Annotated in this window: 21 protein-coding genes; 14 read left to right on the top strand and 7 right to left on the bottom strand. The window is 73.3% G+C overall.

Annotation, left to right across the window (positions count from 1 at the left end; genetic code table 11):
- Positions 1-84: 84 nt before the first annotated feature.
- From lanKC to KIS93_RS17095, 7 genes are all read left to right on the top strand, one after another.
- Positions 85-2646 (top strand): class III lanthionine synthetase LanKC, encoded by a 2562-nt coding sequence (gene lanKC / locus KIS93_RS17115; RefSeq protein ID WP_080036652.1) that lies wholly within the window; start codon positions 85-87, stop codon positions 2644-2646.
- Positions 2618-2749, top strand: coding sequence for a SapB/AmfS family lanthipeptide (locus KIS93_RS17110; protein WP_103955008.1), 132 nt, complete (start codon positions 2618-2620; stop codon positions 2747-2749). Before lanKC ends, KIS93_RS17110 begins: the two co-directional genes overlap by 29 nt.
- 129 nt (positions 2750-2878) lie before the next feature.
- Positions 2879-3826 carry an ABC transporter transmembrane domain-containing protein gene (locus KIS93_RS65260; RefSeq protein ID WP_246005296.1) on the top strand — a complete coding sequence of 316 codons (948 nt, stop codon included), beginning with the start codon at positions 2879-2881 and terminating at the stop codon, positions 3824-3826.
- Complete coding sequence (locus tag KIS93_RS65255; RefSeq protein WP_246005295.1) at positions 3817-4509, top strand: ATP-binding cassette domain-containing protein; 693 nt, start codon at positions 3817-3819, stop codon at positions 4507-4509. The genes KIS93_RS65260 and KIS93_RS65255 overlap by 10 nt, the downstream gene beginning before the upstream one ends.
- 25 nt (positions 4510-4534) lie before the next feature.
- Positions 4535-5878, top strand: coding sequence for an ATP-binding cassette domain-containing protein (locus KIS93_RS17100; protein ID WP_335673895.1), 1344 nt, complete (start codon positions 4535-4537; stop codon positions 5876-5878).
- A gap of 68 nt (positions 5879-5946) precedes the next feature.
- A complete protein-coding gene (locus KIS93_RS68365) occupies positions 5947-6327 on the top strand; it encodes an ATP-binding cassette domain-containing protein (protein ID WP_335673894.1) in 381 nt (126 codons plus the stop codon).
- Positions 6324-8306: a prolyl oligopeptidase family serine peptidase gene (locus tag KIS93_RS17095; protein ID WP_080036655.1), complete on the top strand. Its 1983-nt coding sequence runs from the start codon at positions 6324-6326 to the stop codon at positions 8304-8306. The genes KIS93_RS68365 and KIS93_RS17095 overlap by 4 nt, the downstream gene beginning before the upstream one ends.
- Here the strand turns inward: KIS93_RS17095 and KIS93_RS17090 are convergent, their stop codons facing one another.
- Positions 8307-8912: a response regulator transcription factor gene (locus KIS93_RS17090; RefSeq protein WP_080046452.1), complete on the bottom strand. Its 606-nt coding sequence runs from the start codon at positions 8910-8912 to the stop codon at positions 8307-8309.
- Between the two features lie 171 nt (positions 8913-9083).
- Here KIS93_RS17090 and KIS93_RS17085 point away from each other — a divergent pair, with 171 nt between their 5' ends.
- Entirely contained in the window at positions 9084-9587 is a 504-nt protein-coding gene (locus tag KIS93_RS17085; RefSeq protein WP_080046453.1) for a carboxymuconolactone decarboxylase family protein, read from the top strand.
- On the opposite strand, the gene KIS93_RS17080 is transcribed toward KIS93_RS17085, so the two are convergent.
- Positions 9574-10602, bottom strand: a complete 1029-nt coding sequence (locus tag KIS93_RS17080) for a zinc-dependent alcohol dehydrogenase family protein (RefSeq protein ID WP_080036656.1) — start codon at positions 10600-10602, stop codon at positions 9574-9576. The two genes, KIS93_RS17085 and KIS93_RS17080, sit on opposite strands and share 14 nt — an antisense overlap.
- Position 10603: 1 nt before the next feature.
- Positions 10604-11434 carry a helix-turn-helix transcriptional regulator gene (locus KIS93_RS17075; protein WP_080036657.1) on the bottom strand — a complete coding sequence of 277 codons (831 nt, stop codon included), beginning with the start codon at positions 11432-11434 and terminating at the stop codon, positions 10604-10606.
- 103 nt (positions 11435-11537) lie between these two features.
- Between KIS93_RS17075 and KIS93_RS17070 the strand changes: the two genes are divergently transcribed.
- The 3 genes from KIS93_RS17070 (at position 11538) to KIS93_RS17060 (ending at position 14776) form a co-directional block, all read left to right on the top strand.
- Positions 11538-12248, top strand: a complete 711-nt coding sequence (locus tag KIS93_RS17070) for an SDR family oxidoreductase (RefSeq protein ID WP_080036658.1) — start codon at positions 11538-11540, stop codon at positions 12246-12248.
- A gap of 36 nt (positions 12249-12284) precedes the next feature.
- On the top strand, positions 12285-13682 hold the full coding sequence (locus tag KIS93_RS17065; RefSeq protein ID WP_080036659.1) for a glutamate-cysteine ligase family protein: 1398 nt from the start codon (positions 12285-12287) through the stop codon (positions 13680-13682).
- An 80-nt stretch (positions 13683-13762) separates the two neighbouring features.
- Positions 13763-14776: a hypothetical protein gene (locus KIS93_RS17060; protein ID WP_080036660.1), complete on the top strand. Its 1014-nt coding sequence runs from the start codon at positions 13763-13765 to the stop codon at positions 14774-14776.
- On the opposite strand, the gene KIS93_RS17055 is transcribed toward KIS93_RS17060, so the two are convergent.
- On the bottom strand, positions 14766-15500 hold the full coding sequence (locus KIS93_RS17055; RefSeq protein ID WP_080036661.1) for a PaaX family transcriptional regulator C-terminal domain-containing protein: 735 nt from the start codon (positions 15498-15500) through the stop codon (positions 14766-14768). The genes KIS93_RS17060 and KIS93_RS17055 overlap by 11 nt on opposite strands.
- 31 nt (positions 15501-15531) lie before the next feature.
- On the opposite strand from KIS93_RS17055, the gene KIS93_RS17050 reads away from it, so the two are divergent.
- Positions 15532-17196, top strand: coding sequence for an acyl-CoA dehydrogenase family protein (locus KIS93_RS17050; RefSeq protein WP_080036662.1), 1665 nt, complete (start codon positions 15532-15534; stop codon positions 17194-17196).
- Here the strand turns inward: KIS93_RS17050 and KIS93_RS17045 are convergent.
- Positions 17177-19474, bottom strand: coding sequence for a DUF4132 domain-containing protein (locus tag KIS93_RS17045; RefSeq protein WP_186404281.1), 2298 nt, complete (start codon positions 19472-19474; stop codon positions 17177-17179). The two genes, KIS93_RS17050 and KIS93_RS17045, sit on opposite strands and share 20 nt — an antisense overlap.
- 157 nt (positions 19475-19631) lie before the next feature.
- On the opposite strand from KIS93_RS17045, the gene KIS93_RS17040 reads away from it, so the two are divergent.
- Together KIS93_RS17040 and ligD are read left to right on the top strand one after the other, a co-directional pair.
- On the top strand, positions 19632-20387 hold the full coding sequence (locus KIS93_RS17040; RefSeq protein ID WP_080036664.1) for a crotonase/enoyl-CoA hydratase family protein: 756 nt from the start codon (positions 19632-19634) through the stop codon (positions 20385-20387).
- A 91-nt stretch (positions 20388-20478) separates the two neighbouring features.
- Positions 20479-21681, top strand: a complete 1203-nt coding sequence (gene ligD, locus KIS93_RS17035) for a non-homologous end-joining DNA ligase (RefSeq protein ID WP_080036665.1) — start codon at positions 20479-20481, stop codon at positions 21679-21681.
- An 18-nt stretch (positions 21682-21699) separates the two neighbouring features.
- On the opposite strand, the gene KIS93_RS17030 is transcribed toward ligD, so the two are convergent.
- Together KIS93_RS17030 and KIS93_RS17025 are read right to left on the bottom strand one after the other, a co-directional pair.
- Positions 21700-23115, bottom strand: coding sequence for an NAD(P)/FAD-dependent oxidoreductase (locus KIS93_RS17030; protein WP_080036666.1), 1416 nt, complete (start codon positions 23113-23115; stop codon positions 21700-21702).
- A gap of 71 nt (positions 23116-23186) precedes the next feature.
- Entirely contained in the window at positions 23187-24080 is an 894-nt protein-coding gene (locus KIS93_RS17025) for an SDR family oxidoreductase (RefSeq protein WP_080036667.1), read from the bottom strand.
- Positions 24081-24105 lie beyond the last annotated feature (25 nt).

Genomic DNA, 24105 nt, shown 5'->3' with positions numbered 1-24105 from the left:
TATCGGTGCTGAAGAATGTGACTAGCCGGACGCCCCCCGGCGGCGGGAAGCTACTGGACACACCGCCCTGGAGGTCCCGGCCAGATGGACAAGTACGAGCTGTATTGCCTAGTCGACCCGTGCTTCTACGACAACCTCGAGCACAGCACGGCGACGGACGCCGACTTTCCCATTCTGCGCCGCCCGCTGCCTGCCGGCTGGTCCTCGGCCCGCACCGACACCTGGTGTTATTTCGCTCCGGACAGCGACACGCCGCTGCCGGCGCAGGGCTGGAAGATTCACGTGTCGGCCCGCGTCGAGGACGCGGAAAAGGCCATCGAAACGGTGTGGGACTACTGCATGCCGCGCGGCGTCGCGTTCAAGTTCCTGCGCGGGCTGCCGGTCCTGGTGATGGTGAACTCCAAGGCCGCCTCAAGGGCCTCCAGCGGCAAGCTCGTCACCCTTTACCCAAGGGACGAGGCGCAGCTCGAACTCGTGCTGAAAGAGCTCGACGAGCTTTTACGCGACGTGCGCGGCCCGTACATCCTGAGCGATCTGCGTTACAACGAGGGCCCGCTGTTCGTCAGGTACGGCGGTTTCGCCGAGCGGCACTGCCTGTCACTGACGGGCGAGCGCGTGCTGGCCCTGGAGGACGGCGACGGCCGGCTCGTGCCGGACGTGCGGGGCGCCACGTTCTCGGTGCCGCCGTGGACGACGCTGCCCGCGTTCCTGGAGCCGCAGCTCGCCGCCCGTAACGCCGTGACGACGACCGGGCTGCCGTACACGATCGAGAGCGTCCTGCACTTCTCCAACGGCGGCGGCGTCTACCTGGGCCGCGACAAGCGGACCGGCGAGCGCGTGGTGCTCAAGGAGGCCAGGCCGCACGCCGGGCTCGACGCGGCCGGCCGCGACGCGGTCGCCAGGATCGAGCACGAGCGCGACATCCTCGAACGCCTGTCCGGCCTGCCGGCCGCCCCCGCGCTGCGCGGCTACTTCACGCTCGGCGAGCACCACTTCCTCGTCCAGGAGTTCGTGGACGGCACGCCGCTGCAGCGCCGGCTCGTGCACCGCTACCCGCTCACCCGCGCCACCTGCACCGAGCGGGACCTGGCCGAGTACACCGAGTGGGCGGTGCGGACGCTGGAGGAGGTGACCCGCGCGGTCGGCTCGCTGCACGAGCGCGGGGTCGTCTTCGGCGACCTGCACCCCGACAACATCCTGCTGACCGACGAGGGCCGGGTCGCGCTGATCGACTACGAGGTGGCCACGCTCGCCGAGGACAGGGCGCGCGCCGCGCTCGCCCACCCCGCCTTCGCCGCCCCGGCCGACCGCCAGGGCGTGGACGTGGACCGGTACGCGCTGGCCTGCCTGCGCCTCGGCCTGTTCGCGCCCCAGTGCACGATCATGCTGCCGCTGCACCGCCCGAAGGTGGTGCACCTCGGGGAGATCGTCAAGGAGACGTTCCCCGTGCCGGCGAGCATGATCGACGGGGCCGTCGCGACCATCGCCGGCGGCGAGCGGGACACCGCCGCCGTCCCCATGCCGGGCGTGGCGAGCTGGCCCGAGCTGCGGAACGCCATGGCCACAGCGATCACGGCCGCGGCCACGCCCGGGCGCGACGACCGGCTCTTCCCCGGCGACGTCGCCCAGTTCCAGCCCGGCGGCGGGCTCAACCTCGCGCACGGAGCCGCCGGCGTGCTGTTCGCCCTGCACAGCGCCGGCCTCGGGCCCTACCCCGAGTACGAGAGCTGGCTGCGCGAGCGCGCCCGCCGCCCCGTCCAGGGCTCCGGGCTCGGCCTGTACGACGGGCTGCACGGCATCGCGTACGTGCTCGATCTGCTCGGACACCACGAGGACGCGCACGACCTCGTCGAGATCTGCCTGCGCGAGAAGTGGGACCGGCTGGAATCGGCGCTCATCTCCGGCCTGTCCGGCATCGGGCTGAACCTGCTCCACTTCGGGCACACCGACCTCGCCCTGCGCGCGGTGGACATCTGCGCCGGCCGGCTCGACACCCCCGTGCCCGAGATCAGCGGCGGCACCAATCCGCGCGCCGGGCTCATGCACGGCTCGTCCGGCCCCGCGCTGCTGTTCCTGCGCGCCTACGAGCAGACCGGCGACCCGGCGCTGCTCGACCTCGCGGCCACCGCGCTGCGGCAGGACCTGCGGCGCTGCCGGCACTCGGAAGACGGCTCGCTCCAGGTCAACCAGGGGTGGCGGCTGCTGCCGTACCTCGACGAGGGGTCCGCGGGGATCGCCCTCGTGCTGGAGCGTTACCTGCGGTACCGGCACGACGAGGCGTTCGGGACGGCGCTGGCCGAGCTGCGGCTCGCCGGGCGCGCGGGCTTCTTCGTGCAGGCCGGGCTGTTCACCGGACGCGCCGGGATCATCGCGGCGGGCGCCGGGGACGTGCCCGAACTGGTGAAGGGGCTGCGCTGGCACGCGCTGCCGTACGCGGGGGGCCTGGCCTTCCCCGGCGACCAGCTCCTGCGCCTGTCCATGGATTTCGCGACCGGAACGGCCGGCGTGCTCTTCGCCCTCGCCTCGGCGCTGGGCGACGGACCCTGCCATCTGCCGTTCCTGGAGGCCGCACCCGAGCGGCCTCTCCCCGACGACACCACGGAAGGAGGTGTACGACATGGTTCTTCTCGACCTGCAGGGTCTTGAGGCTCCCGCGGCCAGCGACGTGGCCAGCGGCGGCAGCACGCTGACCGTTCTCTCCTGCCACTCCGGCAAGCCCAGCAACCTCAGTGTCGCTCTGTGCCACTGATCTTGCGCATAAAGGTCCCCGCGCCGTTCACCACGGCGCGGGGACATTGACGGTGAAGGAGGCGTCACGTTGCGGGCAGGAGACCGGCTGGTGGCCGGCGCGGTACGGCGCAGCGGCCCATGGCCCGCCGTGCTGGCCGGGACCGCGGTCGTGGGAGCGGCCGGCGAGCTGGCCGTCCCGTACCTGATCGGCCGCACCGTGGACACCCTCGTGACGCGCGGGCCGGACGCCACCCACTGGCTCGCGCTCTGCGCCGCCGCGGTCGCCGCCGTGATGCTCTGCGAGAGCATCGGCGTGTGGGCGCGCGGTGCCAGCGGCGCCCACGCCGCCGCGACCCTGCGCACCGGCGTGCTGCGGCACGTCCTCGGCACCGGCTCGGCGGCCACCCGCCGCTTCCCGGAAGGCGAGCTCGTCACCCGGGCCGGCCTGAACGCCGAGGAGGTCGGCCGGGCGCCCGAGACGGTGACCAGCGCGCTGGCCCTGCTCGTGCCCACGGCGGGCGCGCTGGTCGCGCTCACCCTCATCGCTCCCGTCCTGACGCTGACGCTCGGGGCGGGCATCGTCGTCATCCTCCTCGTCCTGCGTGCCTTCCTCCGCGCGACGACCACGATCTCGGGCGGCTACCAGGAGGTGCAGGGCGAGATCGCCGCCCGCCTCGTGGAGGCGCTGGGCGGCGCCCGCACGATCGCCGCCGCCGGCACGGCGGGCCGCGAGTCGCGCCGCGTGCTCGCGCCGCTGCCCGGCTGCGCGCGCACGGGATGGGGCTGTGGCGGGCCAACGCCTCGGCCGCCGTCCGGTCGGGGCTCGTCGTGCCGCTGCTGGAGATCGCCGTGCTCGCCGCGGGCGGCTTCATGCTCGCCGCCGGCGACCTCACCGTCGGAGAGCTCTACTCCGCCGCGCGCTACGCCGTGCTCGGGGCCTCGCTCAGCACGGCGCTGGGCCACATCGGCGGCCTGGCCAGGGCGCGCGCCGCCGCCGGACGGGTGGCCGAGGTGTTCGACCTGCCACCCGTCCGGTACGGCTCCCGCACGCTCCCGCCCGGGCCAGGGACGCTCCGGTTCCGCGACGTGGCCGTGAACGGGCTGACCGTCGGCGACCTGACGTTGCCCGGCGGGTCCGTGACGGCCGTGGTCGGGCGGTCCGGGTCCGGCAAGTCGCTGCTGGCGGCGCTGGCCGGGCGGCTGGCCGAGCCCGAACGTGGAACCGTGCTGCTCGACGGCGTCCCCCTGGGGGAGCTGGCGGAGGCGGAGCTGCGGCGGGCGATCGGTTACGCCTTCGAACGCCCGGCGCTGGTCGGCGAGACGATCGGCGACGCCATCGCCCCGGAGCCGGAGCCCGTTCCAGAGTTTGCGGAGCCGCCGGGGCGGCGGGTCGTGGAGGCGGCGCGGGCGGCGTGCGCGGACGTGTTCGTGCGGCGGCTGCCGCTCGGCTACGCCACCCCGCTCCGCGACGCGCCCATGTCGGGCGGCGAGCGGCAGCGCATCGGCCTGGCCAGGGCGTTCGCGCAGGGGGAGCGGCTGCTCGTGCTCGACGACGCCACCTCCAGCCTGGACACCGTGACCGAGCGCCAGGTCGGCCGGGCGCTCACCAGCGACCCGCTCGGCCGCACCCGGCTCGTCGCCGCCCACCGGCCGGCCACCGCCGCCCGCGCCGACCAGGTCGTCTGGCTCGACGGCGGCACGGTGCGCGCCTGCGGCCCGCACCACGTCCTGTGGCGGGACCCGGCCTACCGGGCGGTCTTCCAGGGAGCCGAGCCATGAACCCGCAGGACTCGGGAGCGGCGTCATGAACCCGCAGGACACAGGGGGCCGCGTCGTGCACCCGCTCGCCCACGCGTTGCGGCGCGAGCCGCGGCAGCTCGTCCGGCTCGGGCTCTGGTCGGTGGTCGAGGCGGCGCCCGCGTTCCTCATCGGGCAGGCCGTCGCCCGCGCCATCGAGGACGGGTTCGCCGCCGCCGCCCCGATGATCGGCCTCGCCTGGCTGGCCGCGCTCGGGGTCGCGTGGCTGGCCGGGGCGGTGGCCGCGCGGCAGGTGGTGCTGGCCGTCGCCGCCGTGGCGGAGCCGTTCCGTGACGACCTGCTGACGCGGGTGGTGGCGGGCGCGCTCAGGACCGGCACGGGCCGGGACAGCGCCGCCGTGGCCAGGGCCGGGCTCCAGGTGGAGCTGGCCAGGGACGCGTTCGCGGCCGTGGTCACCACCGTACGGGGGTTCGTGTTCACCGTAATCAGCGTGGTGCTGGGGCTGCTGACGCTGGCGCCCGAGACGCTGCTGCTGGTCATGCCGCCCTTCCTGGCGGGGCTCTGCCTGTTCCTGGCCTCGCTGCCCGCGCTGGCCCGGCGGCAGCGCGCGTACCTCGTGGCCGACGAGCGGCTGGCCGAGGCCATGACGGAGATGGCAGGCGGGCTGCGCGACATCGAGGCGTGCGGCCTGCGGGACAGCGTGGCGGCGCGGCTCGAACGCCGGGTCGGCGCGCAGGCCGCCGCCGCGCGCAGGCTCGCCCGGGTGAGCGCCGTCCGCACCGCGGCCCTGGCCGCCGGCGGCTGGCTGCCCGTCGTGCTCGTGCTGGCGGGAACGCCGTGGCTGATGGAGCGCGGCGTGGGCGCCGGGGTGATCGTGGGCACCCTCGCGTACGTCACCCAGTCCCTCGCGCCCGCGCTCGGCGGGCTCGTGCAGGGGCTCGGCGTCAGCGGCGTGCGGCTGGCCGTCTCGCTCGGACGCATCCTCGCCATGGCCCCGCCCCCTGCCCTCGCCCCGCCGCTGATCCGCCCCGCCACCACGGAGATCCGGCTGGACGCCGTCACCTTCGCCTACGGCCCGCACTCCGCGCCCGTCGTGGTCGGCCTCGACCTGGTCGTCCCCGAGGGCGACCACCTGGCGATCGTGGGGCCCAGCGGGGCGGGCAAGTCCACGCTCGCGTCCCTGATCAGCGGCCTGCTGCGGCCCGGCAAGGGCGAGGTGCTGGTCGGCGGGGTGCCCGCCGACCGCCTCGACCCCGCCGCCCGCGTGCTGATCCCCCAGGAGGCGTACGTCTTCAGGGGCACGCTCAGGGAGAACCTGCTGTACCACGCACGAACGGACACGGGCCGGACACGGGGCCGGCGGAAGCGGGGCCGGCGGACGCCGCGCTGACGGACGCCGCGCTGACGGACCCCACGCTGACGGACCCCACGCTGACGGACGCCGCGCTGGCGGAGGCCGTGGCGGCCGTCGGGGCGGACCGGCTGGTGGACGAGCTGGGCGGCTACGACGCGCCCGTCGAGCCCGGCGCGCTCTCGGCCGGTCAGCGCCAGCTCGTCGCCCTGGCCCGCGCCTACCTGGCCCCTGCCGCCGTCGTCATCCTCGACGAGGCCACCTGCCACCTCGATCCCGCCGCGGAGGCCGTGGCCGAGGCCGCGTTCGCGCGCCGGGGCGGCACGCTGATCGTGATCGCCCACCGCCTGACCTCCGCGCTGCGCGCCCGCCGCATCCTCCTCATGGACGGCACCCGGATCACGCTCGGCACCCACGAGGAGCTGGTCCGGACCTCCCCCTTGTACGCCGACCTGGCCGGCCACTGGCACCCGGAGCCCGTGTCATGAAATTTCCAGACAACTACCCGCCTGCCGAACGCCTCCCCCTCACCGACCGCCGCCACGGCCACGAGATCGACGACCCGTACCGCTGGCTGGAGGACCCGGTCGACCCTCGCACCCGCGCCTGGCTCGCGGCCCAGGACCGGCTCTGGCAGGACGCCGCCGCCCGCCTGCCCCGCCGCGAGCGCTTCCTCGCGAGGCTGACCGAGGCCAGGGAGACGGGCCTGGTGACCCCGCCGGTGTGGCGCGGCGGCCGGCGCTTCCACCTGCGCCAGTCGCCCGACCAGGAGCACCCGGTGCTCTGCTGCGACGACCGCGTGGTGCTGGACCCGATGGAGCTGGACCCGTCCGGGCTGACGACCCTGGACGACTGGCAGCCCGACCTGGAGGGCCGCCGCCTGGCGTACCAGACCTCGCGCAGCGGCGACGAGAAGGCGTGCCTGTACGTGCGGGACCTGGACACGGGCGCGATCGTGGACGGCCCCATCGGCGGCTGCCGCTACTCGGCGGTCGCCTGGCTGCCGGGCGGCGAGGCGTTCTACTACGTCCGTTTCCAGCAGGGCGTCTTCCTGCACAGGATCGGCTCGGCCGAGGCCGACGTGCCCGTGTTCACCAGGGGCGCGATCTCGTACGGCGTGCAGATCAGCCCCGACGGCCGGTGGCTGACGATCTCGGCGGGCACCGCGTCGGGCAACGGGCTCTGGCTGGCCGACCTGGCCGGCGAAGACCCGGCGCCGCGTCCCGTACAGGACGGCTCGCACGCCCGCACGGCCGGCGCGGTGGCCCGCGACGGCCGCCTGTACCTGCTCACCGATCGGGACGCCCCGCGCCGCCGGCTCTGCGTGGCCGATCCGGAGGCGCCCGCGGCCTGGCGGGAGCTGATCCCGGAGGACGGGGAGGCGGTGCTGGGGGCGTTCACGCTGCTGGACGGGGACCGGCTGCTGGTGTCGAGGACGCGGCACGCGGTCGGCGAGATCGCCGTGCACGACGCCCGCACGGGGGAGCGGATCGGCATGGTGCCGCTGCCCGGCAACGGCTCGATCGCCTCGCTCACCTCGCGCCCCGAGGGCGGCCCCGAGGCGTGGTTCGCCTACACGGACGCGGTCACGCCGGCCGAGATCTGGCGCTACGACGCCCGTACGGACGCCACCACGCGCTGGTCCGCCGCGCCCGGCCGAGGCACGCCGCCGGAGGTGCGCAGCCACCACGTCGAGTACGCCTCCGCCGACGGCACCGTCATCCGCATGATCGTCGTCGCCCGCCCTTCGGCGGGCGGCCCGCGCCCGGCGATACTCAGCGGGTACGGCGGCTTCGGCATCCCCCTCATGCCCGGCTACGCCGCCGACTCCCTGGCCTGGGTGGAGGCGGGCGGCGTGCTGGCCATCGCGAACCTGCGCGGCGGCGGCGAGGAGGGCGAGGGCTGGCACCGCGACGGCATGCGGGAGCGCAAGCAGAACGTGTTCGACGACTTCGTGGCGGCGGCGGAGAAGCTGATCGCCGACGGCTGGACGACTCCGGAGCAGCTCGGCATCTGGGGCGAGTCGAACGGCGGCCTGCTCGTCGGCGCCGCGCTCACCCATCGGCCGGACCTGTTCGCCGCCGCGGTGTGCTCGGCCGGGCTGCTCGACATGGCCCGCTACCACCTCAGCGGCCTCGGCCCGTCGTGGACCGGCGAGTACGGCGACCCGGACGACCCCGAGCAGCTCGGCTGGCTGCTCGCCTACTCGCCCTACCACCACGTGCGCAAGGGCGTCGACTACCCGGCGACGCTGTTCACGGTCGCGGCGGCCGACACGCGCGTCGACCCGATGCACGCCCGCAAGATGTGCGCGGCGCTGCAGTGGGCGAGCGGCGGCGACCGGCCGGTCCTGCTGCGCTACGAGCCGGACGTGGGGCACGGGGCGCGGGCGGTCAGCCGCTCGGTCGCGCTGGCCGCCGACGTGCTGGCCTTCTTGGCCGAGCACACCGGCCTCGACCTGCCCTGATCAGATCCAGCCTGACTCCCTGGCGATGCGGATCGCGTCGATCCTGCTGCGCGCCCCGAGCTTGGCCGTGGTCCTGGACAGGTAGTTGCGGACCGTTCCCTCGGCGAGGTAGAGCGAGGCCGCGATCTCCCCGACCGACGCCCCGTCGGCGGCGGCGCCGATCACGTCCAGCTCGCGGGGCGTCAGCGGCGCCTCCGCCGGCCGCATGGCCGCGATCGCCAGCTCGGAGTCGATGACCCGCTCGCCCTCGGCGACCCTGCGGATGCCGTCGGCGAGCCGTCCGGGTGGCGCGTCCTTGGCCATGAATCCGCGGACGTGGACGTCGAGTGCCTTCTTCAGCAGTCCCGGCGTGCCGACGCCGGTGAGGATGAGCACGCCGCACTCGGGTAATTTCTCGTGCAGCTCCCCGGCGGCGGAGAGCCCGTCCTGCCCCGGTAACGCGATGTCGATGACGGCGACGTCGGGGCGGCAGGCGCGGGCGGCGGCCAGGATGCGGTCGCCGCGTTCGACCTCGGCCACGACCTCGATGTCCTCTTCATAGGCCAGCAGCGCCACGAGCGCCCCACGTACCAGGTGCATGTCCTCAGCGAGCAACGTTCGAATCACCATGCGTCCTTGCGGTCGACAGGCTTGCAACGTCTGCGGGCTCCTTAATCCTGCCGTATTGACCCAATCCTGAAAAGGACTTGTATTTGGTCGTCAATTGTTTACCGGAGAATGCCCGTACCCCGATGACGGCCTACCAAGCGTCCGGCCGTTTGGGAGATGCTGGCGGACATGAAACCCCGCGTGCGGCCCCTTCCGCCCGAACACTGGGACGAGTTCACGAAGGCCCATCCGTACAACGTGTTCGCCACGCTGGCCCGCCATCCCGCCCTCTACCGGGGCTGGCGGGACTTCCACGGCGCGCTGCAGGACGGCACGCTGCCCGCCAGGGACCGGGAGCTGGCCATCCTGCGCACCGCCCACCACTGCGACAGCGCCTACGAGTGGGCCAGGCACGCCCGCCTGGCCCTCGACGCGGGCCTGACCCGGCAGGAGGTGGAGCTGGTGCGCCGGCCGGACGCCCTGTGGTCGGTCGAGGACCAGCTCGTGCTCCAGGTGGCCGACGACCTCTACTATGCGGGCGACCTGACCGACGCCACCTGGGCGGCCCTGTGCGACCGCTACGACGAGGCGGGCCGGATCGAGCTGGTCATGCTCGTGGCCCACCACGGGATGCTGGCCCTGGTGCTGAGGACGTTCAGGGTGCGGCCGGAGCCGGAGATCACCGAGGAGTGATCATCGTGACGCCCGGCACCGAGCCGATCGAGGCCAGCGCCTTGCCGGCGTCGGCCAGCCCGATCGTGCGGGTGACCAGCTGATCGGGATGCAGGATCCCGGCCCTGATCATCTCCAGCATGGGCGGGTAGGCGTGCGCGGCCATGCCGTGGCTGCCCAGCAGCCGCAGCTCGTGGGCGATCACGCGGCCCATCGGCACCGGCGTCGCCCCGCCCGGCAGTAGGCCCACCTGCACGTGCCGGCCCCTGCGGCGCAGGCTCTCGACGGAGGCGGCGCACGTGGCGGGGCTGCCCAGCGCGTCGATCGACACGTGCGCGCCGCCCCTGGTCAGCTCCCTGACCTGGGCCGCCGCGTCACCATCGGAGCCGTTGACGAAGTGCGTGGCCCCGGCCAGCTCCGCCAGGTGCAGCGCGTCGCCGCTGATGTCGACGGCCACCACGCGGGCGCCCGCCGCCGTCGCGATCATCACGGCCGACAGGCCGACGCCGCCGCAGCCGTGCACGGCCACCCATTCGCCCGGGCGTACCTCGCCGACCTGCACCACGGCGCGGAACGCGGTCGCGAACCGGCAGCCGAGGCCGGCCGCCGTGGCGTAGGCCATGTCCTCGGGCACGGCGATCAGGTTGACGTCGGCGTGGTCGATGGCGACGTACTCGGCGAACGAGCCCCAGTGTGTGAAGCCCGGCTGCGTCTGCCGCTCGCAGACCTGCTGCTCGCCCGTGGCGCAGGCGGCACACGAGCCGCACGCGCAGATGAACGGCACGGTCACCCTCGCCCCCGGCAGCCAGCCGCGCACGTCGGAGCCCACCGCCTCGACCACGCCCGCCAGCTCGTGCCCCGGCACGTGGGGCAGCACCTTGATGTCGGGGTCGTGGCCCTGCCAGCCGTGCCAGTCGGAGCGGCACAACCCGGTCGCCTCGACTCGGATCACCGCACCGTGCGGGGCAGGGGAAGGATCGGGCAGCTCGCGCACGTCGAGCTCCCCACCGAAGATGTCAAAGGCAACCGCTCGCATCTCATGAGCTTAGGGTGTGCTGCCGCAGCTCGCGCAAGGCCCGGTGCGACGGCGAGCCGGGCTCGGTGGTGTAGAGCACCAGGCGCAGGTCGTCGCGGTCGGGCACCGGCATGACCTGGCAGATCGTGTCGATCGTGCCCACCACCGGATGGTGGATGCGCTTGCGCTGCTCCCTGCGTACCTGGACCTCGTGCCTGCCCCACAGCTCGGCGAACTCGGGGCTGAGCGCGAGCAGCTCGGCCACCAGCGCCTGGATCCGCCGGTCGCCGGGGTAGCGGCCGGCGGCGGCGCGCAGGTCGGCGACCGAGGCGCGGGCGAAGGCGCCCTTCTCCTCGTCGTCGAAGTGCAGCCTGATGTCGGGCGACATGAAGATCCAGCGCAGGACGTTGCGCTGGTCGGGCGCCAGGCAGTCGAGGTTGCCCATGATGGTGGTCGCCATGGGGTTCCAGGCCCGCAGGTCGTAGCGGGCGTCGAGCACGTAGGCGGGCACGTCGTCCAGGAACGCGATCAGGTGCAGCATGCTCTGCGGCACGTCCTCCCTGATCCGCGGCGGGTCCATGGGCTGGCCGGCCAGGTGGAACAGGTGGGCGCGCTCGTCCTGGCCGAGCATGAGGGCCCTGGCCACCGCGTTCAGCACCTGCCTGGACGGGTGCGGGCCGCGGCCCTGCTCCAGCCGGATGTAGTAGTCGATCGACATGCCCGCGAGCTGCGCGACCTCCTGCCGGCGCAGGCCCGGCGTGCGGCGGGTGCCCCCGGCGGGCAGGCCCACGTCCGCGGGGGTGACCCGGGCGCGCCTGACCCGGAGGAATTCGGCGAGTTCGTCGCGGTTCATGCGTCCATCCTGGGCCCTGGACGCGCCCCCGTGGGTGGTACCGCTGATCCCAGCCTCTCCAGGTCTCTCCCGCCGCCCCGCTGACCAGCGCGAACGTGGAGGCATGACGAACATCGCACTCATCACGGGCGCCAACAAGGGCATCGGCTACGAGATCGCCAGGCTGCTGGCCGGGCAGGGCGTCACCACGATCGTGGGGGCGCGCGACGAGGAGCGCGGCCGGGCCGCCGCCGAGCGGCTCGGGCAGCCGTACGTGCGGCTCGACGTGACCGACGAGGAGAGCGTGGCCGCCGCCGCGAAGTGGATCGACGGCGAGTACGGCCGGCTCGACATCCTCGTCAACAACGCCGGCATCACCGGCGACACCGCCGCCTACCTGCCCAGCGCCGCCACGGCCGCGCACCTGCGGGAGGTCTACGAGACGAACGTGTTCGGCGTCGTGACCGTGACGAACGCCATGCTGCCGCTGCTGCGCCGCTCGCCGGCCGGGCGGATCGTGAACATGTCGAGCGAGCTCGGCTCGCTGGCCATGGCGGCGGACCCGGACAGCCCGTACGCCGACGTCAACATCCTGGCCTACAACTCCTCCAAGTCCGCGCTCAACATGGTCACCGTCTCCTACGCCAAGGAGCTGAAGGACACCCCGATCAAGGTGAACGCCGCCAACCCCGGCTACTGCGCCACCGACCTCAACCAGCACCAGGGATTCCGCACCGCCGAGCAGGGCGCGGCCATCGCCGTGCGGCTGGCGACGCTGGACGAAAGCGGCCCTTCTGGAGCGTTCCTGGAGGATGCGGGCCCGGTTCGCTGGTGAAGGTGTCAAGGCTTACTTTTGGGACAGATTGGGGTGATGGGAAGAGATCTGGATAAGGAGCGATTTACCGAAGCGGAGTACACCCGCTTCGGGGAGCGCATCCGGGAGCAGCTCGGAGTGCTCCGCGAGCTGCTCGACACCCCCGGCTTCGGGCAGGGCCCGGTCACGATCGGGGCCGAGCTGGAGCTGTTCCTGATCGACGACGAGGGCCGCCCCCTGCCGCGCAACGACCGCGTACGGGACGCCCTCGACGACGACCGCGTGGTGCTGGAGCTGGGCCGCTACAACATCGAGGCGAACCTCACCCCGCTGCCCCTCGCGGGCCGGCCCTTCGAGGCCCTGAGCGCCGAGGTGCAGGAGATGATCGCCAAGGTGGACGGGGCCGTGGAGGGCGGGGGAGCGCTGCCGATCGGCATCCTGCCCACGCTCGACACCGAGGACTTCACGCTCGGCGCGATGAGCGACCAGAACCGGTACCGGGCCATGAGCAGGGGCCTCAGGAGGCTGCGGCTGGAGCCGTTCCTCGTCAAGATCGACGATCTGGAGCTGTCGGTCGAGGACGTCATCCTGGAGAGCGCCAACACCTCCTGGCAGGTGCACATCCGCACACCGCCCGAGCGCTTCGCCCGGCTGTTCAACGCCGCCCAGCTCGCCATCGGGCCGGTGCTCGCGGTGTGCGGCAACTCGCCGTTCTTCCTCGGGCGCGAGCTGTGGGAGGAGACCCGCATCGCGCTCATGGAGGAGGCCGCCGACGACCGTGACGTGCAGCGGCCCGAGCGCAGGGACGGGCGCGTCACGTTCGGCTCCGACTGGGTGCACGAGGGCGCGCACGAGCTGTTCGAGCGGTACGTGCAGGACTACGACCCGATCGTGCCCGACCTGACCGAGGACGCCGAGCGGCACGAGGTGCCGGAGCTGCGGCTGCACCAGGGCACGATCTGGCAGTGGAACCGCCCCGTCTACGACCCCGCCGACGGCGGCCACCTGCGCATCGAGCTGCGCGCGCTGCCCGCCGGGCCCTCCTGCGCCGACATGGCCGCCAACACGGCCTTCCTGCTCGGGCTGACGCTGGCGCAGGCCGAGCGGGACCTGACCGGCTACCGCTTCGCGACCGCGTACCAGAACTTCTACCACGCGGCCATGCACGGCCTGGACGCCAAGCTCTCCTGGCCCGGCATGGACGGCGAGCACGACGCCGCCGAGCTGGTGCTCTACCTGCTGCCCGAAGCCAGGAAGGGGCTGCTCCAGGCCGGGGTGGCGCCGAACGACGCCGACCGCGCGCTCGACGTCATCGCCCAGCGGGCCCGGCTGCGCCGCACCGGCTCGGTCTGGCAGCGCGAGACCCTGGCCCGCCTCGGCGGCGACCGGCGCGCACTCGTCCGGCGCTACCGCGAACTGGCGCTTTCCGGGACACCCGTGCACTTGTGGAAGTGATCGCCAACATTGCGCATCTCCTCTCCGTCAAACTGGTCAAGAGACGGAAAAGCAGAGGCGGGGATATGGCGGGTACGGGGATGGTTCCTACCGACAAGGCGGCGTACGCCCTCAGCCGGGAGACGGGCGACCTGGCCGAGGGCGCGGCCAAGCTGGCCAGCGAGATCGGCAGCACCTCCGTCGAGGCGGTGCTGGCGCAGGCCAACAGGACCGGGCAGAAGAAGGGCGCCGCCGCGGCGATGGGCTCCATGCGGCCCAGGCCCGCCGAATGGTACGCCTTCGACGACAAGGACCAGGACACCGCCGACTGGTACCCCCAAGGGCTGACCGGCAGCGACGACTCCGGAAACATCGGCATCCCCGCGTTCATGGTGAGCTGGTACTTCAAGCCCGAGGCGGGCGAGCGCGGCATCCGCGTCTCCTTCCTCAGCCCCAAGTCGCTGAAGTACCAGCACGCGCTGCTGGTGCAGGCCAAGCCCGACGGGTCGTACGGGCCGATCAACATCCACGCCGGCGGCATCGCCTGCTACGGCGACCTGCTCTACGTCGCCGACACCAAGCGCGGCCTGCGCGTCTTCGACCTCAACAATGTGCTCGACCTGCGCACCGTCCAGAACGACCTCGGCGACGGCCGGCGCGTCGGCCGCAACGGCGGCAAGCTGCACGCCTTCGGCTACCGCTACATCATCCCGCAGACCGACTTCTGGAAGGTGGCCCAGACCGGGCCGCTGTTCTCGTTCGTGTCGATCGACCGCAGCGGCGACACGCCGATGCTCATCACCGGCCAGTACCAGGAGCACACCCCCGACGGCTGGGTGGGGCGCTGGCCGCTCGACCTGGAGGGCGGGGAGCCCGCCGAGGCGTTCGTCATGGGGCATCCGAAGATCCAGGGGGCGATGTCGTACCGGGGCAAGTGGTACCTGAGCCAGGCGGCCGGCTCCACCGCCAACGGCAAGCTGCTGGTGTACTCCGGCGAGAAGCTGGAGACCAGGCCGTTCCCGATCGGCCCCGAGGACCTGACCGTGCAGGCCGGCAAGCTGTGGAGCGTCAGCGAGTTCAGGAACAAGCGGACCGTTTTCGGGGTCAGCCTTTGAGGTGCTCCTGCAGCACTTCGCGGTAGCGGCGGTCGAAGGCGTCGTAGCGGGCCCGCAGCTCGGCGCCCGGCCAGTCGTCCGGCAGCAGCTCGGCGGGCAGCAGCGGGTCGGCCAGCAGGTGGCGCAGCACGGCCGCCGAGACGAGGAACCCCTCGGCCAGCCCGTCCGCCCGGTCAAGAGCACCGTCGAGAGCGCGTTCGAGGCGGCGGGCCTCGGCCGCCCAGCCGTCCAGGTCCCACAGCAGGGGAGTGGGGTCGGCGTGCGGGCGGCCGTCGATCAGCGTGCACTGCGCGGTGACGATCTCCGGCCAGGCCCGCACCAGGTTCGCCGGGCGCAGCCAGGTGCCCTCGCGCAGCTCCGCCAGGCGCAGCGCGGTCATCGCGTGCCGCAGCGCCGCCCGGTCGGCGGGCGCGCGCCGCTCGGCGGTCACCACCGCCACCTCCCACGTGCCGTCCCACGGGCGGGTGTGCGGGTCGCGGCTCTCGTCCTGCCTGGCCTGGCGCTCGACGAGCCGCTGCGACAGCGTGTAGTGCCCGCCCGCCTGTGACAGGTCGCCGGCCGCGACCATGCGCGACAGCGCCACCCTGACCGTGCCCTCGGCGATGCCGAACAACGCGCCGATGCGCACCAGGTGGCGCGCCGGCAGCCGGGGCGGATGGCTGCCCAGCAACGCGCTCAGCACGGCCGACCGGGCGCTCAACGTCTTGCTGTTACGCTCTTCCATCGCGTGTCGAGTATATGTAACACTCGCCGGTATGGGCCGGTACCTCATCGAACCGTTCGACCGCAGCGACCGCTACGCCACCGAGCAGTACCAGGGCGCCACCGGGCGCAACTGGTGGCGCTGCGACCCCACGCTCCGCCTCCTCATGCGGCGGCACCTCGGCGACGGCTACGCCTGGGCCGAGCCGCACCTCGACCGGCTCGGCGCGCTCATGGGCGGCCTCGTCGCCGAGTGCGCCGAGGAGACCGACCGCAACCCGCCACGGCTGGAGAAGTACGACAAGTGGGGCAGGGACGTCAGCCAGGTCGTCATGCCGCCCTCCTTCCACACCGCCCGTCAGGCGCTGATGGCCGACAACTTCACCTCCCCGGCCTTCGCCGAACAGGCCCGCGCGAACGGGGCCGATCCGGCCGCCCTGGGCGCCGCGTGGACGTACCTGCTCGACCAGGCCGACATCGGGATGGGCTGCGCACTCGGCACGGGCGGCGACATGGTGGTCTCCCTCGCCGAGAAGCACGCGCCACCGGACGTCCGCGACCGCGTACGGGAGATCTTCGCCAACGGCTTCTACTCCGGCGAAGCCGCTCAGATGTTCACCGAACGCACCGGCGGCTCCGACCTCGCCGCCCTGGAGACCGAGGCCGTGCCCGCCGGCGACGCGTGGCTGCTGACCGGCTTCAAATGGTTCGCCTCCAACGCGAACGGCTCCGCCTTCGTCGTGCTGGCCCGGCTGCCCGGCGGCGCCGTGGCGCCGTTCCTCGTGCTGTGGGAGCGGCGCGACGGCAGCCGCAACGGCGTGCGCATCCGCAGGCTCAAGGACAAGCTCGGCACCAGGTCCGTCGCCTCCGCCGAGGTCGAGCTGGCCGGCGCCGAGGCGTTCCTGCTGGCCGGCGAGGGCTCCGGCTCCGGGCTCGGCACCATGATGAAGCTCACCAACGCCTCCCGGCTCGGCGTCGCCATGATGGGCGCCGGCGTCGCCCGGCGCGCCCTCGTCGAGGCGCTCTGCTACGCCCGCGCCCGCGAGGCGTTCGGCCGGCCGCTCATCGAGCAGCCCCTCATGCGCCGCAAGCTCAGCGAGCTGATCGTCGAGGTCGAAGCCGCGCAGGCCATGGTCTTCGACGGGCACGTCGGCCCCCGCCTCCGCCTGGCCCCCGCCCTCATCAAGCTGCGCACCGCCCGCCTCGGCGTCACCGCCGCCACCGACGCCGTCGAGGTGCACGGCGGCAACGGCTACATCGAGCAGTGGCCCGTCGCCCGCCTCCTGCGCGACGCCCAGGTCAACCCCATCTGGGAGGGCGGCGACAACATCCTCTGCCTCGACGTCCGCCGCGCCATGCTCAAGGAACGCGCCCACCTGCCCTTCCTCGACCACGTCCGCGCCCTGGCCACCTCCGACCTCGTGCAGACCCGCATCGACGACCTCACCAAGGCCATCGAGGCCTGGTCGGCGCTCGACCCCGCGACGGCCGAGGCCCGCCTGTACCCGCTGGCCCAGTTCATGGCCGACGTCTACGCCGCCGCCCTCCTGGAGCACCAGGCCACGTGGGGCCTCGACGACACCCGCAAGTCTTTGGTGGCCCGCCTGTACGCCGAAGCCCACCTGGCGGACCAGGGCCCCCTCCGCGGCCTCGACCGCCCCGCCACCGACCCGTTCGACGAGCTGCTCGCCGGAGCCTTCAGCGAAGCTGCCGGGTGATCGACGGGTCCGTGATCGCGGTGTCGGCGGCCAGCAGGAACGCCTTCGACAGGATGATCGACAGCATGCCGCCGTCCTCCTCGAACGGCAGGAACACCTGGTCGCCGTCGCCGGACGGGACGATGCACAGGTAGGCGTCGTTGGGCTCCATGAGGATGTTGCCGGAGCCCAGGTGGATCTTGTACGTCCGCAGGTCGCCCTTGACGTGCAGGAACCGGCCGGCCAGCGTGCAGCGGGCGGCGATGGACAGGCGCGGCAGCAGCCGGGCCAGCGCGTCGCGGCGCATCTCGGCCGACTCGCTCAGCTCGCCGAAGCCGTACGACTCCCAGTACGCGCCGTGCCCGTCGGGGTCGAGCCCCGTGGAGGTGACGCCGACGGCCAGGTCGGCGTCGCGCATCACCTCCGAGAACGTCAGCGGCGGCACCTCGGCCAGCGGCACCGTGCGCTCCTCGGCTGTGAAGCGCAGGTCGCCGCTGACGCAGATCGAGGCGGTGCCGCCGGCGTCGCGGTCGAAGGAGTGCTCGTCGAGGTGGAAGTCCCAGTGCGCGGTCAGGCCGCCGGGCAGCTCCTTGGTGGCCGTCGCCTGGCCCGAGCCGTACAGCCAGCCCCAGTGGCCCAGCGACAGGTCGCGCCAGCCGCGCTCGGTCAGCAGCGCCTTGGCCTGGCCGTAGCGCAGCAGGTGGCGGGCGAAGCGGCGCGAGTGGTCGCGGGTGCGCTCCTCCGCCGGGGTGAGCAGGTAGACCTCGCGGAAGGCCTGCTTGAACGGCTGGCGCAGGTCGTTCGCGATGAGGTGGTCACGCCAGCCGCGCACCTCCTGCACGGTGTGCGCGATCGGATGCCACAGCAGGACGGGCGTGTCGGGGAACGGCTGGATGCGCCGCCCCGCCGGGTCGGTCAGCTCCCAGCCGCCCTCGCTGCGGACGGGCAGCCCGGCCGGGCCCTGGAGGATCTCCCAGATGAGGTCGCGAGCGATGGAGCCGGTCACCGGGTGGTCGAGGAAGTGCTCGCAGACGTCCCGCCACCGCCAGATCCGCTCGGTGGCCAGCGCCCGCTCGACCCTGAACCTCTCGGCCGGCACGGCCTTCCTCAGCTCCTTGGCGGTGGCCCTGAGCTCGGCCAGCAGCTCCCGATTCACCGTCTTGGGGATGGTCTTGCGGCCCTCGTAGGTGACCCGGCCGTCGAGCGAGAGGCACAGCCCCTGCTCGGTACGGGTGCCGTCGGGGCCGAGCCCGAACGTGGGCACCGTGCGGTCCAGCAGTTGCTCGGGGGAGAGACCGGCCCGCTCGGCCACCTCGTTCAGCGTGCGGTCCACCGCGGCCAGGATCGTCTTCTTGCGCACCTTCGCCTGCACGCGGGCGAGCTGCGCCACCACGTCGAGGCCGCCGCGCCTGGCCAGCACGCCGATGGCGGCGTTGGCCAGCAGCTCGCTGCGCGCGTTCGCGCCCGAGCCGCCGATGCCCGTGCCCGTCGTCACGGCCACGTCGCCGAGCAGCGGCGTCACCCACGGCCGGTCGATCAGCTCGCACGTCCACACCACGCCGCGTAACGCCGTGGCGGTGGGCTCCCGCAGGAAGACGGTCTCGGTGCCCCCGTACGGGTGCCGGACCGCCGTCTCACGGTGGGCGGCCAGCTCGCGCAGCACGCCGGGGATCACCTCGACCGCCTGCGCGGTCAGCAGCTCCCTGGCGTCCCACATCCACCGCAGGCCCGGCCTGGAGTCGCGGGCGGTGGCCCAGTGCCGCAGCAGCGGCAGCACCTCCGGGCGGCCGAGCCGCGCCGCGAACGCGCCGAGCAGCCGGGTCGTGAACGGGTCGTCGTCCCACAGCACGTTGCGGGCCGCCTCGGCCGGGTCGCCGGCCTCCGGCTCGGCCAGCAGCGCCAGCACCTCGTCACCGATGAGATCCCACATCCGCCCGCGGTACCGGCGCAGCCAGACGTGATCGCGTTCCAGCACGCGCCGCCGCTCCGGATAGGGCAACGCGGCGGTGGCCGCCAGCGGCAACCGGTAGAGGCGCGGGTCGGACGCGTCGGCGGTGCCCAAAGCCAGCCGCCACAGGCCGGCGACCGCGCTCCCCGGCCACTCCGGCACGCTCTCGATCGCCTGGCCGAGCACCGCCTGCCGCCGTTCGTCGGCCGGGGCCTCGCACAGCCTGACCTGTGCCCACATCCCGAACACCGCATCGTGCTCGCCGCTCAGCGGCGCACCGGCCGCGAAGGCCGCGTCGAGCCGCGCGAACTCCCGCTCGTCCGCCTCGCTGAGCCCGCCCCAAGCGTCCATCGGCCGTCCTCGTCCCGTCGTCGTGCCGGATGATCACGCCCATCTATAGCAGCGCCGTCCGACAGAACCCCGGGCGCGCGCCTGGCCCGCGTCCCCGCATCGACGTACGCTCTGCACGTCCCCGAGGACACCCAGCATGTTCCCCGAGGAGGGTCGCATGACCGTACGCGTGGAGCGCCAGGGCCCGGTCGCCACCGTGGTGATCAGCAGGCCCGAGGCGCGCAACGCCGTCGATCGCAAGACCGCCGACGCGCTGACGGAGGCGTTCCGCGACTTCGACGGCTCCGACGCCGCCGTGGCCGTGCTGTGGGGCGAAGGCGGCACGTTCTGCGCCGGCGCCGATCTCAAGACGCTCGACAACCACGTCGGCGAGGAGGGCGACGGGCCGATGGGGCCCACCCGGCTGCGGCTGACCAAGCCGGTCATCGCCGCCGTGTCCGGGCACGCCGTGGCCGGCGGGCTGGAGCTGGCGCTCTGGTGCGACCTGCGGGTGGCCGAGCAGGACGCGGTGTTCGGGGTGTTCTGCCGGCGGTGGGGGGTGCCGCTCATCGACGGCGGCACCGTACGGCTGCCGCGGCTCATCGGCGCCTCCCGGGCCATGGACATGATCCTCACGGGACGGCCCGTCGAGGCGCCGGAGGCGTACCAGTGGGGGCTGGCCAACCGGATCGTCCCCAGCGGCACCGCCAGGCGGCACGCGGAGTCGCTGGCCAGGGAGCTGGCGGGGTTCCCGCAGGCGTGCCTGCGCGGCGACCGGATGTCGGTGCTGGAGCAGGACGGGCTGGAGGAGGGGGAGGCGATGCGGAACGAGCTGCGGCACGGCCTCGTGTCACTGCCCGACGCGTCGGACGGCGCGGCCCGCTTCGCGGCGGGCGCGGGCCGCCACGGCTCCTTCACCGACCACTGCTCCTGAACCGGCCGACGACCAGGCGCCACGCCTCCTTCCCGGATCACTCGTCGGCGGGTCCCGGGGGTTGTCGGTCGGCCCGCGTAGTGTGACCTTCATGCCTGACATCGAGGTCGCCGGGCGCGAGGTCCGGATCACCAGCCCCGACAAGGTCGTCTTCCCGGAGTCCGGGCACACCAAGCTCGACCTGGTCCGGTTCTACCAGGCCGTGGGCGAGGCGGCGCTGCGCGGCGTGCACGGGCGGCCGATGGTGCTCAAGCGGTTCGTGCACGGCATCGAGCAGGAGGCCTTCTTCCAGAAGCGGGCCCCCGCCAAGCGGCCCGACTGGATCGAGGTGGCCGAGCTGAAGTACCGGTCCGGGCTCAGCGCGGAAGAGGTGGTCTGCACAGATTTGGCGCAGTTGGTGTGGGTGGTCAACCTCGGCTGTGTCGACCTCAACCCGCACCCGGTACGCTCCGACGACCTTTCGAGGCCCGACGAGCTGCGCATCGACCTCGACCCGGTGCCCGGCGTGCCGTGGGCCGACGTGCTGCGCACGGCACAGGTGGCCAGGGAGGTGCTGGCCGATCACGGGCTGGTCGCCTGGCCGAAGACGTCCGGCTCGCGCGGCTTCCACGTCTATGCCCGCATCGAGCGGCGCTGGCCGTTCGCGAAGGTGCGCAAGGCGGCCGAGACGGTGGCGCGCGAGGTGGAGCGCCGCGCCCCCGACCTCGCGACCAGCAGGTGGTGGAAGGAGGAGCGGCACGGCGTGTTCGTCGACTTCAACCAGAACGCCTACGACCGCACGGTGGCCTCCGCCTACTCGGTGCGCGCGGTCCCCGACGCCCGCGTCTCCACCCCGCTCACCTGGGACGAGGTGCCGGGCTGCCGCCCCGAGGCGTTCACCATCGACACGGTGCCCGCGCGGCTGGCCGAGCGCGGCGACCCGTGGGAGGACATGGACCTGCACCCGGGCTCCCTCGACGGCCTCCTGGAGCTGGCCGAGGAGCTCGGCCCGGCCCCCAAGCCCCCGAAGGGCAGCGGGCGCCGGCAGCAGACGATGCCGGTGATCGAGATCGCCAGGGCCGAGCACAAGGACGAGGCGATGGCGGGCCTCGACCGGTGGAAGGCCCGCCACCCGGAGGCCGCGGCCCGGCTGGAGCCCGCCGACGTGCTGGTCGACGGCATGCGGGGGCGCAGCAGCGTGTGGTACCGCATCCGCGTCAACCTGCAACACGTCCCGGAGGACGAGCGCCCGCCGCAGGAGCCCTTGGAGGTCGACTACGACCCCTGGGGCCGCGACCCCGGCTCAGCGTCCTGAGGTCAAGGTGTGCTCAGGTCAGCGGCCTGAGATGAGGTTCGCGAGGTGTGCGTACGCCGACGTCGTGGCCACGCGTTCGTTCTCGTTGCGGTCCGCGGCGCGGAACAGCGCGTAGATGAGCTGTACCCCCACCCATCGCAGCGGCTCCGGCTCCCATTGCCGCACCTGGCGCCCCACCCACGGCAGCCCCGTCAGCGGGGTGTCGTGGCGGAGGAGCAGGTCGCGCAGGGTGCGGCCGGCCAGGTTGGTGGTGGTGACGCCGCTGCCGACGTAGCCGCCGGCCCAGCCGAGGCCGCTGGCGTGGTCGAGGTGGACGGTGGAGCACCAGTCGCGGGGCACGCCGAGCACCCCGCACCAGGCGTGCTGGACGCGGACGTCGGCGGCGGCGGGGAAGAGCTTGACGAGCATGCGCCACAGGAGGGCGACGGTTTGGGCCTGGGTGGCGCCGTGGCGGTCGGTGCGGGAGCCGAAGCGGTAGGGGACGCCGCGCCCGCCGATGGCGATGCGGTCGTCGGCGGTGCGCTGGGCGTAGACGTAGGCGTGGGCCTCGTCCTCCAGGAGTTCGTTGCCCTGCCAGCCGATGTGTTTCCACACGTCGGCGGGCAGCGGCTCGGTGATGATCATGGAGCTGTTCATGGGCAGCCATTGGCGGTGCTGGCCGGCGAGGCTGGCGGTGAAGCCTTCGGTGGCGCGGATGACGTACTCGGCGGAGACGATGCCGCGGGTGGTGACGGCGGCGGCGAGGCCCTGGTGGCGGGGCCGGATCTCGGTGACGGTGGTGTCCTCGTAGATGTCGACGCCGAGGCGTTCGACGGCGGCGGCGAGCCCGACGGCGAGTTTGGCGGGCTGGATGCGGGCGCAGTGGGGCGAGTACGACGCTTCGAGGGCTCCGGCGACCTGGACGCGTTCGTGCTGCTCGTCGCGGCCGAGCAGCCGTACGTCGTCCTCGCCGTACCCCCAGGCGCGCAGGTCGGCGACGCCGGCGCGCAGGCGGCGGCGCTGGGCGGGGTTGGTGGCGACGTGGATGAGCCCGCCCTTGTGGACGTCGGCGTCGATGCCTTCGGCGCGGGTGACCTCGATGACCTCGTCCACGGAGCGGAACATGGCGTGTTGCAGGTCGATCATGGCCTGCCGTCCGCGGGCCTTGGCGTGCCGCTTGCGGGAGCCGGCGAACTCGGCCGACAGCCAGCCGCCGTTGCGCCCGGACGCGCCGAACCCGGCGAACTCCTTCTCCAGGATCGCGATCCGCAGGCCGGGCTCGGCCTGCTTCAGGTAGTACGCGGTCCACAGGCCGGTGTAGCCGCCGCCGACGATGGCGACGTCGTACGTGCGCGGCCCGGGCAGCCCGGGCCGCCGGGTGGGCAGGCCGATCTGCCGGTACCAGAAGGAGACCCCGCCGTTGGCGAAGTCCTCGGTCAGCGGGATGCCTCTCATCACCGGACACATCTTCTAATAACAGACAGAAAGCAACAAGGCGGCGAAGTGTAATAAAACTGGACGTCCGGCTAGCTTCGTGTCGGGCGTTCGTACCCCTCGTCGCCCCCGTATACGCGCAGGTCAGGGTCCTGCTCCGGCTGGGTGGCCGGGCTCGTGGGAGAGGCGGTGTGCTCGGAGGCGAAGTCGTCCGACAGGACCGGGGCGGGCGGCATCAGGTAGTCGTGCCAGGTGATCTCGCCCTTGGGCGCCGCGTCGGTGGTGAGGTGGCCGGCGCGCTGGGCGGCGTACAGGCGGCCCGGATAGCGGACGGGCAGGCAGGGGCGGCGCAGCCCCGTGGCGCGCAGCCACGTCCTGACCAGCTCCTCGGTGCCGAGGACCTGCGGGCCGCCGTACTCGAGGTGCCGGTGCGTCGGCCCCGCGCTGAGCAGGGCGGCGGCGCGCGTGGCGACCTCGCCCGTGTGCACCGGCTGCCAGGGCAGCGCGCGGTCCACGGGCAGCGCGGGCAGCGACGCGTGCGCGCGCAGCCGCTCGTGCAGCCACTGGTGGAACGGGGTGGCGCGCAGGATCGTCCAGGCGAGCCCGCTCTCCTCGACGATCCGCTCGGCCTCCAGCTTGTGCCGCAGGTGCCCGTAGGGCGCGCGGTCGGCGCCGACCATCGAGGTGAACAGCACGTGCGGCACCCCGGCCGCGTGCGCGAGGATCATCAGCGTCCTGGTGCCGGGGATGTCCACCGCGCCGCGCCCCCTGCGCCCGCTGGTGGCCAGGTGGGCGATGGCGTCCACGCCGTCCACGGCGTCCCTGACGCCGTTCCCCGAGATCAGGTCGCCCCACACCCACTCGACGTTGCCGCGCCCGTCCCTCTTGGTACGGCTCAGCGCCCGCACCTCGTGACCCGCCTTGAGCAGCGCGGGCACCAGTGCGCCGCCCAGCGTGCCGGTGGCTCCCGTGACCAGAATGCGCATGCCGGGTCCCCTACCCGCCAATTTC

The organism is [Actinomadura] parvosata subsp. kistnae, from assembly GCF_900323885.1.
GTDB classification, from domain to species: domain Bacteria; phylum Actinomycetota; class Actinomycetes; order Streptosporangiales; family Streptosporangiaceae; genus Nonomuraea; species Nonomuraea composti.
Note: the sequence above shows the minus strand (reverse complement) of the source record. Positions and strands in the feature narration are given on the sequence as shown.

Bases quoted from the DNA above. Each gene is read 5' to 3' on its own strand.
- lanKC (WP_080036652.1), top strand. From the start codon at position 85: ATGGACAAGTACGAGCTGTATTGCCTAGTCGACCCGTGCTTCTACGAC.
- KIS93_RS17110 (WP_103955008.1), top strand. From the start codon at position 2,618: ATGGTTCTTCTCGACCTGCAGGGTCTTGAGGCTCCCGCGGCCAGCGAC.
- KIS93_RS17100 (WP_335673895.1), top strand. From the start codon at position 4,535: ATGAACCCGCAGGACACAGGGGGCCGCGTCGTGCACCCGCTCGCCCAC.
- KIS93_RS17095 (WP_080036655.1), top strand. From the start codon at position 6,324: ATGAAATTTCCAGACAACTACCCGCCTGCCGAACGCCTCCCCCTCACC.
- KIS93_RS17085 (WP_080046453.1), top strand. From the start codon at position 9,084: ATGAAACCCCGCGTGCGGCCCCTTCCGCCCGAACACTGGGACGAGTTC.
- KIS93_RS17080 (WP_080036656.1), bottom strand. From the start codon at position 10,602: ATGCGAGCGGTTGCCTTTGACATCTTCGGTGGGGAGCTCGACGTGCGC.
- KIS93_RS17075 (WP_080036657.1), bottom strand. From the start codon at position 11,434: ATGAACCGCGACGAACTCGCCGAATTCCTCCGGGTCAGGCGCGCCCGG.
- KIS93_RS17070 (WP_080036658.1), top strand. From the start codon at position 11,538: ATGACGAACATCGCACTCATCACGGGCGCCAACAAGGGCATCGGCTAC.
- KIS93_RS17065 (WP_080036659.1), top strand. From the start codon at position 12,285: ATGGGAAGAGATCTGGATAAGGAGCGATTTACCGAAGCGGAGTACACC.
- KIS93_RS17060 (WP_080036660.1), top strand. From the start codon at position 13,763: ATGGTTCCTACCGACAAGGCGGCGTACGCCCTCAGCCGGGAGACGGGC.
- KIS93_RS17055 (WP_080036661.1), bottom strand. From the start codon at position 15,500: ATGGAAGAGCGTAACAGCAAGACGTTGAGCGCCCGGTCGGCCGTGCTG.
- KIS93_RS17050 (WP_080036662.1), top strand. From the start codon at position 15,532: ATGGGCCGGTACCTCATCGAACCGTTCGACCGCAGCGACCGCTACGCC.
- KIS93_RS17045 (WP_186404281.1), bottom strand. From the start codon at position 19,474: ATGGACGCTTGGGGCGGGCTCAGCGAGGCGGACGAGCGGGAGTTCGCG.
- KIS93_RS17040 (WP_080036664.1), top strand. From the start codon at position 19,632: ATGACCGTACGCGTGGAGCGCCAGGGCCCGGTCGCCACCGTGGTGATC.
- ligD (WP_080036665.1), top strand. From the start codon at position 20,479: ATGCCTGACATCGAGGTCGCCGGGCGCGAGGTCCGGATCACCAGCCCC.
- KIS93_RS17030 (WP_080036666.1), bottom strand. From the start codon at position 23,115: ATGAGAGGCATCCCGCTGACCGAGGACTTCGCCAACGGCGGGGTCTCC.
- KIS93_RS17025 (WP_080036667.1), bottom strand. From the start codon at position 24,080: ATGCGCATTCTGGTCACGGGAGCCACCGGCACGCTGGGCGGCGCACTG.